Below are 14,268 nucleotides of genomic sequence, written 5' to 3' on the forward strand. Positions count from 1 at the left end.
TCATGTTCGAGATCCTGCCGCTAACGCCCGAACTGCTTGCCGAACTTGGCGATGAGCTGGGCGGTTGCGATTTCACCGATCCGAGCCAGACCGACTTCTTGGCAAAAGCCATCTCATGCGATGTTCAGGCGGCGCCCGGCAATGGTAAGACGACGCTGTTGGCGGCGAAGCTCGCGTTGCTTTCGCGCAACTGGTTGACCCGCAGGCGAGGCGTCTGCGTGATCTCGCATACCAATGCCGCACGGACGGAGGTCCAAGACCTAATCGCCCGCCACCCGACCGCGGCACGGCTGATCACCTATCCCCATTTTACCGGCACGGTCACGGCTTTTATAAACCAGTACCTTGCATTGCCTTACCTCCGTGGCATGGGCTGGAGCGTGCGTCAGATTGATGACGACGCCTTCGCGGCGGAGGCGTTGCGCCGATATCCGGGTTGGGGCGTCCTCGACAACCTTGCCAAGAACAAGAAGCTCAAACTGAAGCGGAGGCTCGAAGAGTGGATTGCGTTCCTCGATTTGGATCCGGAGTTTACTGACATACGTGCAGAGCCCAAGGCCCTCGCAGTGCGGTGTCGCAAAGGACAATGGGGCTCCCACACCGATTGCGGGAAGGCCCTCGAGTCCCTAAAAGCCTCGATGGTCCGGAGCGGACTCTATCGCTACCCCGATATGACCGCGCTCGCGTGGCGTGCGATCCTTGAAAACCCGGCTCTTGCTGAGCGGCTGCGTGATCGATTCCCGCTCGTCATTCTTGATGAGGCGCAGGATACTCATGGCGAGCAGCTCCGACTGCTGGAGCATGTCTTCAAGCAGGACGGGACAGCGTTCCAACGCCTCGGGGACAGCAATCAAACGCTCTACGAGGACTATGGAGCATCCCCGGCCTATTGGATGCCAGGCCCCGGCTGCATCCCTCTGGATACCAGCCGTAGGTTCGGTGGGGAGATCGCCGGTTTTGCAAGCCGACTCACCGCGCGCCAGGCTCAGACGATTGTGGGCTTGGGCATACGGCCGGCGTCGCGAGTGATATTCCTGTTCGACGAGGATACAATCGGTGGGGTTCTCGGAGCCTTCGCAGATGAAGCGCGCGCGCTGTGGGGCGACGATTGCAGCAGGCGCGACGTCTGGGCGGTCGCATCGCGTCACAATCTTCCCGGCAAGAAGGGGGCGTGGAAGCCTAAGAGTCTCGTCGACTATCATCCGGCGTATCGCAGCGAAGCTGGTTCTCGCGAGAAGGCCAACCTCCTTTGCCGGCAGCTTCAGAAGGCTGCGGTACACCATGCCTCATCGCGCCCTCCTGCTGAGGTCAGCGAGATGCTCGCAGTCGGCATTTCCGGTTTGGCGCGCGCCTATGGGTGGAGGGCGGCGAATGATCGTCCGATTACTGCGCACAATGTGTGGGCGGCGCTATCGCATCGCGACCTCGCGTTGCCGCGCGCTGTTCGCCGACTTTTGCGGGACCATGTACTTGCCGGCGATGCCGTCTGGGATCAGGGAGCATGGCAGGTGTTTATGGAACAGTTGCTGCCCCTCTTCGCCCCGCATCCTGATGGCGCCGAGGGTGATGTCGCCGGATTTTGCGGATTCGTCTCCGAGCAAAAGGCCGACCTTACCGACCCTGAACGCCGCTCCACGAAACAGGTGCGGTTCGACGAACTCACACTGCGGCTGGGATCGATCCACTCGGTCAAGGGAAAGAGCGTGGACGGGATTCTCGTTGTCGAGAGCGAGATATGGAAAGGCAGCAGCGCAGACGAGCAGTGCATCGATCTTACCACGGTGCTTCCCCGCGCATTCGGCGTTACTGACCAGCCATTTACGGGGGTGGGGCTCACCGCCGCGACAAATGTTTTCGTGGGTGTAACTCGACCGCGGGAATTGCTTGGCCTGGCGTTGCGCAAATCCGAAGCAGCGGCGCTGATAGGGCCTGCCATGGCTCAAGGGTGGAAAATCGTTGACCTTGTGGCCCAGGCTGCGGTGTTGAAGAAATGAGTGCTCGTGTCCAGAGGAGGGTGCAGCAGACTACAAACAGTGTCCAAAAGATTTTTTCGCCGTGACCAACCGATATCCAAGAGGAACAACTGTAGTGCGTCTTGGTTATTCTTCAGCGAAATAATTATCGATGCTCAAAGGCATTCCATAGCTGCCTATTTCAGTTAATAATTTCGGAGATAGAGTAGGACCGCCGTTAAAGCTGGCTTGGAAATGACCGCACCACCATAGCCCATCAAACTCATGGGCAAGAGTAATAACTTCAGTTTTTCTGGATCTCAAACTTTTAAGAAGGAAATCCAAGCCATCTTCCAAAGACTCCCACTCCGGCTTGAATCCACCCTCTCCTTGTCCGTTGTATCCCCAATATGGGAGGCGTTTGCTTATAGTTGACTGGTTTTGCAATTGGCTAAATGCCTTACTCGGCCGTAAATTCAATCGAGCTGAGATTTCAGATGGCTCCAATTGATCACCTGAGAATCTCAGTTCTACTGTGTAGAGATGACCTTGTACTTTTTTATCTTGACTCATGGTGTCACCACATTGGCAGGAATCGTTGGCCAAAGAGGTGGAGCCAATGAAGGTAGCATCCGGAGGCATCGGTAAACCAAGTAGGCGGTCCCTTATAATATTTAAAGTCCAGCCATTCTTTTCCACCATTCATCACTGTTATATTCATCTGGAATATCATCTTCTGGCTCAATCCCCAATTCATCTAATTGCTCAAACCATAACTCCCTCAATGTCGAAGGTAATTTGGTCCCGCACCATGGACAGAAACTTATTTGCTGAATACTGTTTTCATTTTTGTAAAGAATTCCATACTCACGGAACTTAGGGGTATATCGAATCGATAATTCTCCTCTAGCTAAATGAACGCTCATATTCTGACAGCAATGCTTATCTTTTTTATAGTCCATCAAGTACTCTCGTTGCAGCGCCTTGAGACCTCATTCTCAACTACCACCATTCTTCAGCCTGATATAACAGCTTTCTGAGACTGGCTTGCTTAATACTTTGAAGATCATAAATGCCTTCTCGACTTGCTTCTTACTGCGGCTGTATGTTTACAGCTCCATCTGCACAATGCAAAAAACCAAGCTCTTCGGTTTTAATCATTACTCCGGTTAAATAGCCACCCCCAACCAGCTCATCTTTAATAAGCCAATAGTCATATCCCTCAAGGCACTTCCACGAATCAAAGTCGCAAACAACAATACCAACAGTATCGAAATCTATTCTGACAAAATCACCCAATTGGATTTTTTTCAAACTTTGAGAGTAGTTCATAGTTGACTCATTTTGCAAAGGGAGCGGTAAGAATGGCACCTCCTATGACTAGGGCGCTGGGGCATATATATTCCATAATAAAAAAGTCGTTATTTTTTCCTAGAACCACCATTGTCCCAAAGCCAAATTAATAAAAACAAACCATATTATAGTGGAACGCGACCCAGGTATAAATAAAATATGTATCCCAACTATTATAGAAATAATTAATAAACAAATAAGCACTTCAAAATATGACGAAATCATCCATCAATAATAATAAAAGGCGAAGGTGAATACGTTGATTAATATAAAAGTTACATACAAAAATAATTTAAAATAAATTGTCATTGTTGCCACTTTAAGTAATCGATAGCAATGTTGCCTAAAGTTACTCGAATCTCTTGCAGTCCCATCATGGAGGAAGATGCATGGAAGTTGAAGTGCTAAAAAACTGTTAAATTAATGATAAACAAGTGTTAAGTGAGTGCTAATTGTTCACGCTATTGGCTTTATTGGATGGAAATAGGGGTTGCTCAACGAAGAGTGGCAGGTTAGAAGCACCTACAATATTCAGGTTTTATTTGCTTATTTCTAAACCCTAGTTCTGGCGGAGTATATTCATAGAACTTACCTTTTTTGGTGCAAGTTTCCACACAATTTTCCAAACCGCTGCTAGCGTGAACACCATTAATAAGTTTAGCAATCACACTTAAGGTAACCAAAACTACTCCACTAAAAATTAAAATTTTTCTAACATTCATCCTTATAAAAGCATCCTTAAGTCATTTATCAAATTGAATTTACAATGGAGTTATAAATATTATTGTAAGAATTACACCGTCAATTGTCATTAGAATTGTTCCAATAAACTCATCTGATGGCAACGAGACTCTAATTCCAAATAGTAATGAAGAAAACCCTCCGCTTGAACATAGCGAAGCAAGCGAAACCAGGAGTGTAAGGACGGCTAAGATTTTGTTTTCATTTCTTTGGCTATATGAGCATTTCGATTGTTAAAAAATCGCTGTCATAAATCTTCAATTTCGACTTGGCCGAATTCCCCAGTAATCACTTCAATGAATATGCCTAAAAACTCAAAGTAGCTTCCAGACCTGTCGCATTTAAGGCCTTCAGGAACTAACTCACAATCAAAAGTAAATTCCGGTTTACCTGCTAATTGCGAGAATACAAAGAAATCAATGTTTTCAGTAACAATTGCGCTGTGCGAAAAGGAGCGCAGAACGGAGAGGAGTTCATCTTTGGATTGAAACTGGAATCGAAAAGACTGGCGTAGTCCCATTAGTTCTTACCTTTAACGTGAGCGCAGAGTTTAGTCATGAAAGAGAGCGAGATCGAACGCCAAATTAAAACTAAAAACATGATTTAAAGCTCCAAGCTTCTATATACATGCCTACAAACCATAGAAAAATCAGTACGAGTATTGCAAATCCTGCGCCATGTGCAATGCGATAGATGGATTGCGACCCAAAACAGATAGCTGTACCACTCGCGGCTGCACTGATCAGCAGTGGAAAGAGAGCTAATTCCTCAAGCTCTACTGCACGAGCCGGGTTGCCCAGCGAGCCTCCTTTCGTGTCCCCGGCGCACCCCGCTTTGAACATAATGAAGAGAGTTGCTGCTGCACTTACGGCGAATAGCAGCCCAAGGCCGCGTGCTAAGTATATAGAAGTGTTCGCGGTCATGAACGGTAATCCCCGGATAACATAAAAACAATGAGTTTGCGCACCACGCCCCGGTGAAGTGAGTTATTAGAGTAGCTCACTGATTCGCTTTCTTGAGTTGTCTCTCACATTAGGACAAAAAACCGATGGATTACCATTGAAATTTGAATCGCCACTATTTTTGGACAGTCTAAAGCCTCTCCAAACAATGCTTTTCATGCGCTACGGTAGGCTATGATAGCAAAATGCGAATGTGTCTCCGTCTTTAAACGACGAAATGCTGGGTGCTGACTGGATGCCTTTTGGTCCATTTCTGCCGGTACACTGTATCGTTTCATTAAAGGATGCCAGTGCAAATTCAGTACACCACTCAGTTTTTTTAGGTTAATAACAATTACGCTAAATTACTGATATTAAATTAATGTTGGTTACCCTTAGATAATATTGATTTCATATTATAATCAATGGTTTAATGTGTTATCTTCTGACTCATAATCCGTTGGTGCTCGGTTCGACTCCGAGGAGGCCCACCAAAATAAACAAGGGGTTACGTGAAAGCGTAACCCCTTTTTCTTTTGTACTTTGCTTTTTTTTAATAGAGCCAGCGTATGCAGCTAGTCACCGTAAAGCATAGATAGTGATCAGGTGAGAATTTTAAAAAAGAAAGCACTGGTAGCGGCACATGCAAGATGGGCTTCCCTTCTTGCACAATCAACTGTGAAGGGGCTTCAAGGTGCTGCAAAGGATGTTAAAACGCCCCCTTCAATACGCCACCTTCCACCCGCAAGGCTGCGCCTGTTGTTGCAGATGCTAGCGGGCTAGCGACATAGGCCACGAGAGAGGCGACTTCCTCAGGGCTGGCAAAGCGCTTGATTAATGAGGTGGGTCTCGCTTTTTCAAAGAACTCTTTTTCGAATTCTTCAAACGTCTGTCCGTCTTGTCCCAGAGCATCCACAAAATCTACCACGCCTCGCGTTTTTGTTGGCCCCGGTAACACGCTATTGACGGTAATGCCTGTGCCTGCCACGGTTTCAGCCACGCCTCTTGCTACGGCAATCTGGGCGGTCTTGGTCATGCCGTAATGCACCATTTCGGCGGGTATCTGGATCGCACTTTCACTGGAGATAAAAATAATGCGGCCCCAGTCTGCTTGTTTCATGGAGGGTAGGTACATGCGTGATAACCGTATTCCGCTCAATACATTTACATCAAAAAATCGTATCCAGTCGGCATCGGGGATTTCTTCAAACGGCTTAGGTTCGAAGATACCTAGATTATTCACCAGGATTTCTACATTGGGATATTGTTTGAATAGTGCGTCGGCTCCATCTGCTGTGCTTAAGTCGCCTGCGAAACCAAGGACTTCAGTATTGGTGCTGGTTTTGATTTCAGCTATTGCTTTGTTAACAGCTGACTGTGTCCTGCCATTAATGATGACTTTGGCCCCCTCGCGTGCCAGAGTGGCAGCGATGGCATATCCGATGCCGGCTGTACTGCCAGTTACTAATGCCAGTTTTCCATTTAATTTAAGATCCACGATGATGTCCTTTTGAAAATATGTAACAGGTGGGAATGCGCGAAATCGACTATTTATATTGATGGGTCAGATAAGTTGCGGATTTACAATTGGCTCATGCCGCCATCTACAATCAGCTCGGTCCCTACAATAAATGCTGCATCCGTAGAGGCAAGATAAGTCACTGCACTTGCTACTTCTTCTGGTGTACCAAACCGCTTGAGCGGCACTTGAGCTTCTATGCTTGAAGCTACCGCATCCAGCTGTTCTGCAGGAATACCCAACTTACCATATAGTGGCGTTACCACTGGCCCTGGACTCACTACATTGATGCGGATGCCACGTCCAACAAGTTCAGCGGATAAGGTCTTAGCCAAAGAAATCAATGCGGCCTTGCTGGCAGCATAGATGCTGGAATTAGGCATGCCAATATGGGCATTGATGGATCCATTCAGAATGATGGCCGCGCCTTTATTGAGATAGGGGAGTAGTGCCTGGATGGTGAAATAGGCACCTTTGATATTGGTATTGAATGTCATATCCCACAGGCCTTCATCCGCGTCTTCCAGGGATGCGAATTTGGCCACGCCGGCATTGATAAAAATGGCATCAAGTTTGATATTCGCATTAGAAATGACTTCTGCCAATGCTTTAGCTGCGGCGAGATCGCCTGCATCATTTTGCAATGCAATGGCGGATTCTCCCAGCGACTTCTTAGCTTCATCCAATGTTTTCTGATCTCTTCCTGTAATCACAACGCGGGCGCCTTCTTTACTGAAAGCCTGAGCCGTTGCAAGGCCGATGCCGCTATTGCCGCCTGTCACTAATACTGCCTTATGTTGAAAACGATTCATGATGAGAACTCCCTTGTGATGAATGATGAGTTCAGTATGGGCATGTTATTGCTTGCGTACTAGTCATGTATAAGTAGAATGACTTTATACCAAAAGTAGAAGGTCATTATGGAAACCCTACGTGGCATTGAATCATTTGTACGAAGTGCAGAACTGGGTAGCTTTTCAGCGGCCGCCCGAAGGTTAAGTATGACGGCGGGTGGCGTTAGCAAAAACGTGGGGAAACTTGAGGCGGATATGGGAGTCCGATTGTTTCAGCGTAGCACCCGAAAATTGACACTGACGGAGGCCGGCGAGCAGTTCTTGCAACAAGTGGCTGGAGGGTTGGATACGATCCAGGCCGCGATAGCCAATACTAGCAATGCAGGAGGCAAGCCAGCGGGCACGCTTAAAGTAGGAATGGCGATGGCATTTGGTCGTGATCAGATACTTCCTTTACTTGGGGAATTCTTAAGGTTGTATCCGGATATAAAACCAGACTGGCGTTTTGATAATCGACAGGTAGACCTGATTGCAGAAGGGTTTGATGTGGCTATAGGCGGCGGCATTCAGATTTCGCCGGGTATTGTGATGCGACAGTTGGCGAAAGTGCATCTCATCCTCGTGGCATCGCCGGGATATCTCAAGAATAAAATCTTGCCCAAGACCCCTGAGGATTTATATACATTTGATACCTTGATGCGCTTTTCTCAGACTACTAATCGTGTAACGCCTTGGCACCTCCGAACGAAGACGGGTGAGCAAGTGACTGTAGAGCCATTGCCACGCGCGATCTTGAATGATCCAGAAGCACTTTGCCGCGCGGCGTTAATGGATTTGGGCATAGTTCATGTACCAATGCCGCACGCTACGCCCTATTTGCGAGATGGTAGCCTGGTGAGGGTGTTGCCGGGCTGGTATAGCGAAGGAGGTGAGATATCCATTTACTTTACCGCGAAAAAACTGATGCCCGCCAAAACGAGAGTGTTCATTGACTTTGTCATTGAACATTTCAGGAAGCAAGATTTAGCAAAACGGTGGTCAGCCATTTAAATCGCAAATGGCTTCTTTGCGTCGACAGTACAAATTAAAACCATCCTCTTTAATTTGGAAAAGTTTTATCTGGATGACAGAACATCCAATTGAGCTGGGAGCTCATAATATCTATCCATGATATGGAGGTCGCAATGTTCGATCACATCGGTATTGGTGTTACAAATCTGGCCGAGAGCACGGCATTCTATCTAAAAGCGCTTAAGCCGTTAGGGGGTGAAATCGCGATGGAAGGGCCATCCAGCGTAGGGATTGGCCGAAATAATAAGCCTTCGCTGTGGCTTTCCGAGACAAAGGTGCAACCCTCTCACATGCACCTTGCTTTTACGGCGGAAAATCGCAGTCAGGTAGACGCATTCCATGTTGCTGCAATGGCAGCAGGCGGAAAAGACAATGGGCCGCCGGGTTTGCGCCCGCATTATCACGAGAATTATTACGCTGCCTTTGTCTTTGGTCCGGATGGCCACAACATTGAGGTGGTGTGCCACCAACCCAATATTGGGAATTCTGAAAGCAATTAAGAGGAGTGCAGTTCCACAGCGATACTTTCACGTGAATAGACCTTTCTAACATAATCATTGTCCAAACATTCACTTACGACGCACATGAAGCCGAATGTCTCATTTTTCTGTACTGGATCTATCTCCCATTGCACAAGGCCGTACTGCGGCCGAATCTTTTCAAGCCACATTGGATCTTGCGCAGCATGCGGAGCGCTGGGGATTTCGTCGTTTTTGGCTGGCTGAACATCATGGAATGCCAGGTATCGCCAGCGCAGCTACCTCTATCTTGATTGCCCACGTAGCAGCGGGGACTTTCTCGATTCGCGTGGGGGCGGGTGGCATTATGCTACCTAACCACTCACCATTAGTCATCGCGGAACAGTTTGGCACATTGGAGTCTTTATTCCCGGGACGGATTGATCTTGGGCTCGGACGGGCACCAGGATCGGATCAAATGACGGCACGTGCGCTGAGGCGCAATCTATCCTCTGACGCAGACGATTTTCCTGAAGATGTCATGGAGCTGATAGATTATTTCTCAGATGAACCGCGAGGGCCTGTTCGGGCTGTGCCAGGAACGGGGCTTAACATTCCCATATGGATTCTTGGATCAAGTCTCTATGGTGCCCAACTCGCCGCAGCGATTGGTTTGCCGTACGCATTTGCATCTCATTTTGCTCCAGCACAAATGATGCAGGCCATTGAGGTTTACAGAGCTACATTTAAGCCTTCAAAATTCTTAAGCAAACCCTATGTCATGCTCGGCTTTAATGTCATCGCAGCGGATACTGACCAAAACGCAAATTTGCTAGCTTCGTCAATGCAACAAGCATTCATTAACTTGCGCACAGGAAATCCCTCAAAGCTTCCTCCGCCGATTAATAACTACCTGGAGAAAATTGGCGGGGCTGAACGTGCACTCCTCAGCCAAATACTCTCATGCTCAGCGATAGGTGGCCCAGATAAGGTCAAAGAGGAAGTCGATGCATTTATTGCCAGAACTCAGGCGGATGAATTAATGATTACATCGCAAATTTTCGATCATGCTACCCGTCTTCGGTCTTATGAAATTGTTGCGAATCTTCACGAAAATTTCGTCATTGCATAATCTCAACTAACAAGACATCTTGAATTAATAAGAGGTTGAAGATGCTGGGGGAATTTTTCTCCACCAACGGTGTTGCTCGAATTTTATTGAAGAGCTAACACTTTCTGACAGCCACTTCAGCGTTTAGCTTATGGCTCCCTGCCTCTTCAAGGTTTAGTTTTTACGAAACGAAACCTTAAGGAGCACGCCGTGAAGTTGATTCGCTTATGGTCTATTGGAATGATATTGATATGGAGCGCCAGCCTGCAGGCGGGTGGCGTGGCGGCGGGCGGTGGTGCGGCAGGGGCGCCAGCCGGCGGTGGTGGCACAGGGGCGACGACTTCTCCCGCGCCAACGACATCTCCTTCGCCTAATACTGTGGCCCCTGCAGGGACTGGCACGCGTCAGGGTACTGAGCCTTCTTCACCCGATACTTTTGCGCCTGCTGGCTCACAGCGTTCGCCCGGGACAGACTCTACCTCGCCGGATACTTTTTCACCTGCAAATCCAACGGCCACTCCTTCCAACCAGGCCCCAGCAAGTGCGCCTCCCGTGACCGGGACCAGCGCGCCACCTGTGTCCGGTAAAACGGCGCCGGCGACGTCGACTATTCGTAGTGCTCCGCCGGTCAGTTCGCCTGATGGCAGTGCGCCACCCGTGACGAGTGATCCCAGTGCGCCTCCAGTCACCACGCCTTAGATCAATTTTTTGAAAGTGCAGTACATCCCAATAAAAAAGCGCTGACTATGCAGCGCTTTTTTATTGGTGAAGCTTGTGAGGCTATTCTTCGTGATGCTTGGTGGCTTTGATTTGCTCCAGCTTGGTTTTGGCCGCGTCGCCGATATGGGCTTCGCCGCGTTTTTTTGCCAGCTCTATCTGCTTTTGCCGCTCCAGGATGCGGGCTTTTTTCTCGTCTGAGATTTTGTCGTAGCAGTGTGGGCAAGACACGCCGGCCATGTAGTGCGGGGATGCTTTTTCTTCGGGCGAGATGGGGTGGCGGCAGGCGTAGCACTGGTCGTACTCGCTTAATGCCAAGCCATGGCCGACGGCCACGCGCTGATCAAACACAAAACATTCGCCTTCCCACAGGCTTTCTTCCTTGGGCACGTTTTCCAGGTATTTGAGAATGCCGCCTTGCAGGTGGTAGACGTTCTCAAAGCCTTGCTCCAGCATGAAGGCGCTGGCTTTTTCACAGCGTATGCCGCCGGTGCAGAACATGGCGACCTTTTTGTGTTTGTTGGGGTCGAGGTTCTTGCTCACATACTCGGGGAATTGTCGGAAAGTGGTGGTGTGCGGATCCAGCGCGTTTTTAAAGGTGCCGATGTCGTATTCGTAATCGTTGCGGGTGTCGATGACGATGACATCCGGGTCGCTGATCAGCGCATTCCAGTCTTCGGGCTTCACATAGGTGCCGACTTTTTTATTGGGGTCTATGCCAGGCACGCCGAGGGTGACGATCTCTTTTTTCAGGCGCACTTTCATGCGGTAAAACGGCATTTCTTCGGCGAAGGATTCTTTGTGCTCCAGGTCAGCCAGGCGCGGGTCTGATTTCAGATAGGCGAGCATGGCATCGATGCCTTCACGGCTACCGGCCACAGTGCCGTTAATGCCTTCAGCGGCCAGCAGCAATGTGCCTTTCAGGCCTTGGGCGTTACATAGATCGAGCAAGCCGGGCTGCATGGTTTGGTAGTCATCCAGCGGGGCAAATTTATATAGGGCGGCAACAATAATATCGGGCACTGCAAAGGTCTCCTGCGTAATCCCGCTATGATAATCCATGTTTGAAACAAGGTTAAATGGTTTGGCGGGTTAAGGTCGGCATTTTACCGGAATTTATACTGAAAAATCGCAGGCTTACAGCGTGTGGTTGCTATGCTGCAGGCGGCGCGCCATGTGCTTGAGAAAGCGCATGGCGACCTTGGGCTCACCCATGAGCAGGGTTTCGATGTTGTCGGCGCTGATAATCACAACATCGGCATGGTCGGTGATTACCTTGGCATCGGCCACGCGTGGGCTATCGGTAAGCAGGGCCATTTCACCAAAGTAGTCTCCAGGCCCAATCTCGCGAATGGTGCCGCCAGGGAAGATCAGCTGCACCTTGCCCATGACGATGTAATAAAGATCCAGTCCATGCTCGCCCTGGCGGAAGACATATTCATCGCGCTGGTAGATTTTGCCGTAGCGGTTCATCAGCTCCTGCAGGTAGTGTTCTTTGTCCTTGGGCAATTCGCCGAATAAACCACGCAGCAATAACACGTCTTTTTTGTGCAGGGTGGAGATCAGCTCGGTGCCGAGCAGAAATACAGCAAACGTGTAGTACAGCCAGCCGATGGAAATGAACATGTTTTTCATGCCGCCAAACACCGTGTCATAAGACTGATTCAGCGAAAGAAAAAGGCCGAAGGCTGGGCGCATGGCAATCCACATGATGCCGGTAATGGCTGAGCCGATCAGGATGTTTTTAAGTGAAATGCGTGCCGGGAAAAAGATGCGATAAAAAATGGCGATCAGCACGGTGCAGATGACAATGGAGCTGACGTTATCAATCAGCTTGGTGTGCGTGGCGGATGGATTGAAAAAATCAATCACCTTTTCCAGCCCCAGCCCCATGAGGGTAAAGATAAAGAACAGCAGCAGAATGCCAAGTACGCCAATCACATCCTTGAATTTGCGCTTGATGAAGGAGGGCTCTTCCACCATGGAGGCTATGGTGTGAAAGGCCGAGCGCAATGCGCCTGCCAGCGGCGTCACAATCCAGAATAGCGCGAACATGCCAAACGCCCCCCACACTGCCTGGTGTTTGGATACGTTATAGACCTCGATCATGATGCGGTGGCTGAACTTGGGCACCAGGTTGCTGGTAAGGATGGCCAGCTTGACGATGGCGTAGTTGGATGACACCACCAGATGGCTCAGCATGAAAAAAATCAGCAGCGCCATGGGGATCAGCGCAAACATGGCATAAAAGGATAACGATGCCGAAATGCTGAAGCCGTTATGCAGCTGGAAGGCGCTCAGGGTCTCGCGAAAGATGAAAAAGGGCGTGCGATACCGCCGCCTGGCGTAGGCGTTGAGCGGCATGGCAAGTGCCGGGTGATTGCCTATGTCTTTTACCTGATTGAGCTTGATAGCCAAAGTAACCTTGCGCCAGTTGCGTGGATGGAAATGCTGGCTGCATTAAACCTTAGATAACGAGCCAGCCGCAAGTGTATAAGCTGGCTCGTCATGCTTACAGCTTTTTAAACTCTTCGGTGGCCGCCACCAATGCCGAGAGCGTGCCTGCTTCCATGCCAGAGTGCCCGGCATCCGGCACCATATGCAGCGCTGCATGAGGCATGGCTGCATGCAGTTCATAGGCGCTAATCGGCGGGCACACCATGTCGTAGCGGCCTTGCACAATCACAGTGGGAATGTGTGCCAGGACTTTGGCCTCTTGCAGCAAATCCCGCTGGCCGACAAAGCACAGATTCTTTATATAGTGGATCTGCACTCTGGCACGTGCAATTTGCACTTCATTGCTGGCCGAGCCTTCATTCTTGCCGGGCAACAGCGTCATGATGCTGCCTTCAAACGCATTCCAGCGCGTGGCGGCTGGGGCGCTGATGGCGGGATCATCATTAAAGACAAGTTTGCCGTAAGCCTGCAGCACATCGCCACGATCCTCTTCTGGCAGATAGGCCAGCAGCTTTTGCCACGCCTCCGGGTAAAAGTGTTTCACATCGCCCAGAAACCAATCGAGCTCTGATGGTCGGCTGAGAAAGATGCCGCGCAATATCAGACCGCGTACTTTGTCAGGATGTGCAATCGCATAACACAGTGCCAACGTGCTACCCCAGGAGCCGCCAAACACCAGCCAGCGATCAATGCCCAAGTGTTCGCGCAGCTGCTCGATATCGCTGACGAGCAGATCCGTTGTGTTCTCTTCCGTGCCGCCATGAGGGTGGCTGCGCCCGCATCCCCGCTGGTCCAGCAGAATAATGCGGTAATGCGCCGGGTCGAAATATCGGCGCTGCGCCGGATTGCAGCCGCTGCCTGGACCCCCATGCAGAAATATCACCGCAGGGCCGGCAGGGTTGCCGCACTCCTCAAAATAGATCTGGTGCCTGGCTGATACATTTAGCCAGTCACTGCGGTACGGGAGAATTTCTGGAAACAAATTGTAAGTATGCGAATTATTCATGTGGGTATAAGGTAACTCTTTGTTTTATTTGGTGATGATTATTTGGGAATTTAGGGAAAAACTCATTCTGCACAAGGGAAAAACTTAATTGTAAATAAAATGTAAATAGAGTATTGCAAAACATTTTGGAGTGATCTAATATTCGGAT

At 49.5% G+C, this 14,268-nt stretch carries 15 protein-coding genes; 5 read left to right on the forward strand and 10 right to left on the reverse strand.

The annotated features are described in order from the left end of the window. The first annotated feature begins 2 nt into the window (after positions 1-2). Positions 3-1,994 (forward strand): UvrD-helicase domain-containing protein, encoded by a 1,992-nt coding sequence (locus FNL37_RS02730; protein ID WP_159355046.1) that lies wholly within the window; start codon positions 3-5, stop codon positions 1,992-1,994. Positions 1,995-2,099: 105 nt separating this feature from the next. Here FNL37_RS02730 and FNL37_RS13910 read toward each other — a convergent pair whose 3' ends face one another. The 7 genes from FNL37_RS13910 to FNL37_RS02765 form a co-directional block, all read right to left on the reverse strand. Continuing rightward, a complete protein-coding gene (locus FNL37_RS13910; protein WP_211371936.1) occupies positions 2,100-2,654 on the reverse strand; it encodes a DUF4279 domain-containing protein in 555 nt (184 codons plus the stop codon). Beyond that, positions 2,627-2,914, reverse strand: coding sequence for a DUF6980 family protein (locus FNL37_RS02740; RefSeq protein WP_159355047.1), 288 nt, complete (start codon positions 2,912-2,914; stop codon positions 2,627-2,629). Before FNL37_RS02740 ends, FNL37_RS13910 begins: the two co-directional genes overlap by 28 nt. Positions 2,915-3,044: 130 nt before the next feature. Then, entirely contained in the window at positions 3,045-3,284 is a 240-nt protein-coding gene (locus tag FNL37_RS02745) for a hypothetical protein (RefSeq protein ID WP_159355048.1), read from the reverse strand. Positions 3,285-4,293: 1,009 nt separating this feature from the next. Continuing rightward, a complete protein-coding gene (locus tag FNL37_RS02750) occupies positions 4,294-4,566 on the reverse strand; it encodes a hypothetical protein (protein WP_159355049.1) in 273 nt (90 codons plus the stop codon). A 70-nt stretch (positions 4,567-4,636) separates the two neighbouring features. Continuing rightward, entirely contained in the window at positions 4,637-4,969 is a 333-nt protein-coding gene (locus tag FNL37_RS02755; protein ID WP_159355050.1) for a hypothetical protein, read from the reverse strand. A 727-nt stretch (positions 4,970-5,696) separates the two neighbouring features. After that, positions 5,697-6,485 (reverse strand): SDR family NAD(P)-dependent oxidoreductase, encoded by a 789-nt coding sequence (locus FNL37_RS02760; RefSeq protein WP_159355051.1) that lies wholly within the window; start codon positions 6,483-6,485, stop codon positions 5,697-5,699. A gap of 83 nt (positions 6,486-6,568) precedes the next feature. Further along, positions 6,569-7,318, reverse strand: coding sequence for an SDR family oxidoreductase (locus FNL37_RS02765; protein ID WP_159355052.1), 750 nt, complete (start codon positions 7,316-7,318; stop codon positions 6,569-6,571). Positions 7,319-7,426: 108 nt separating this feature from the next. On the opposite strand from FNL37_RS02765, the gene FNL37_RS02770 reads away from it, so the two are divergent. The 4 genes from FNL37_RS02770 to FNL37_RS02785 all read left to right on the forward strand — a co-directional run bounded on the left by FNL37_RS02770 (position 7,427) and on the right by FNL37_RS02785 (position 10,639). Continuing rightward, positions 7,427-8,350 carry a LysR family transcriptional regulator gene (locus FNL37_RS02770; RefSeq protein WP_015830887.1) on the forward strand — a complete coding sequence of 308 codons (924 nt, stop codon included), beginning with the start codon at positions 7,427-7,429 and terminating at the stop codon, positions 8,348-8,350. 134 nt (positions 8,351-8,484) lie between these two features. Continuing rightward, a complete protein-coding gene (locus tag FNL37_RS02775) occupies positions 8,485-8,871 on the forward strand; it encodes a VOC family protein (protein WP_159355053.1) in 387 nt (128 codons plus the stop codon). A 94-nt stretch (positions 8,872-8,965) separates the two neighbouring features. Next, on the forward strand, positions 8,966-9,961 hold the full coding sequence (locus FNL37_RS02780; RefSeq protein ID WP_159355054.1) for an LLM class flavin-dependent oxidoreductase: 996 nt from the start codon (positions 8,966-8,968) through the stop codon (positions 9,959-9,961). 189 nt (positions 9,962-10,150) lie between these two features. After that, the gene (locus FNL37_RS02785; RefSeq protein WP_159355055.1) at positions 10,151-10,639 is read left to right on the forward strand and encodes a hypothetical protein; all 489 of its coding nucleotides are present in this window, start codon (positions 10,151-10,153) and stop codon (positions 10,637-10,639) included. Positions 10,640-10,720: 81 nt separating this feature from the next. Here the strand turns inward: FNL37_RS02785 and trhO are convergent, their stop codons facing one another. The 3 genes from trhO to pip form a co-directional block, all read right to left on the reverse strand. Beyond that, positions 10,721-11,680 (reverse strand): oxygen-dependent tRNA uridine(34) hydroxylase TrhO, encoded by a 960-nt coding sequence (gene trhO, locus FNL37_RS02790; protein ID WP_041370559.1) that lies wholly within the window; start codon positions 11,678-11,680, stop codon positions 10,721-10,723. Between the two features lie 114 nt (positions 11,681-11,794). Next, positions 11,795-13,075: a YhjD/YihY/BrkB family envelope integrity protein gene (locus tag FNL37_RS02795; protein WP_159355056.1), complete on the reverse strand. Its 1,281-nt coding sequence runs from the start codon at positions 13,073-13,075 to the stop codon at positions 11,795-11,797. Positions 13,076-13,169: 94 nt separating this feature from the next. Then, a complete protein-coding gene (gene pip / locus FNL37_RS02800) occupies positions 13,170-14,120 on the reverse strand; it encodes a prolyl aminopeptidase (protein WP_159355057.1) in 951 nt (316 codons plus the stop codon). Positions 14,121-14,268: the final 148 nt, after the last annotated feature.

Source organism: Methylovorus glucosotrophus (genome assembly GCF_009858335.1).
GTDB classification, from domain to species: Bacteria; Pseudomonadota; Gammaproteobacteria; order Burkholderiales; family Methylophilaceae; genus Methylovorus; species Methylovorus glucosotrophus.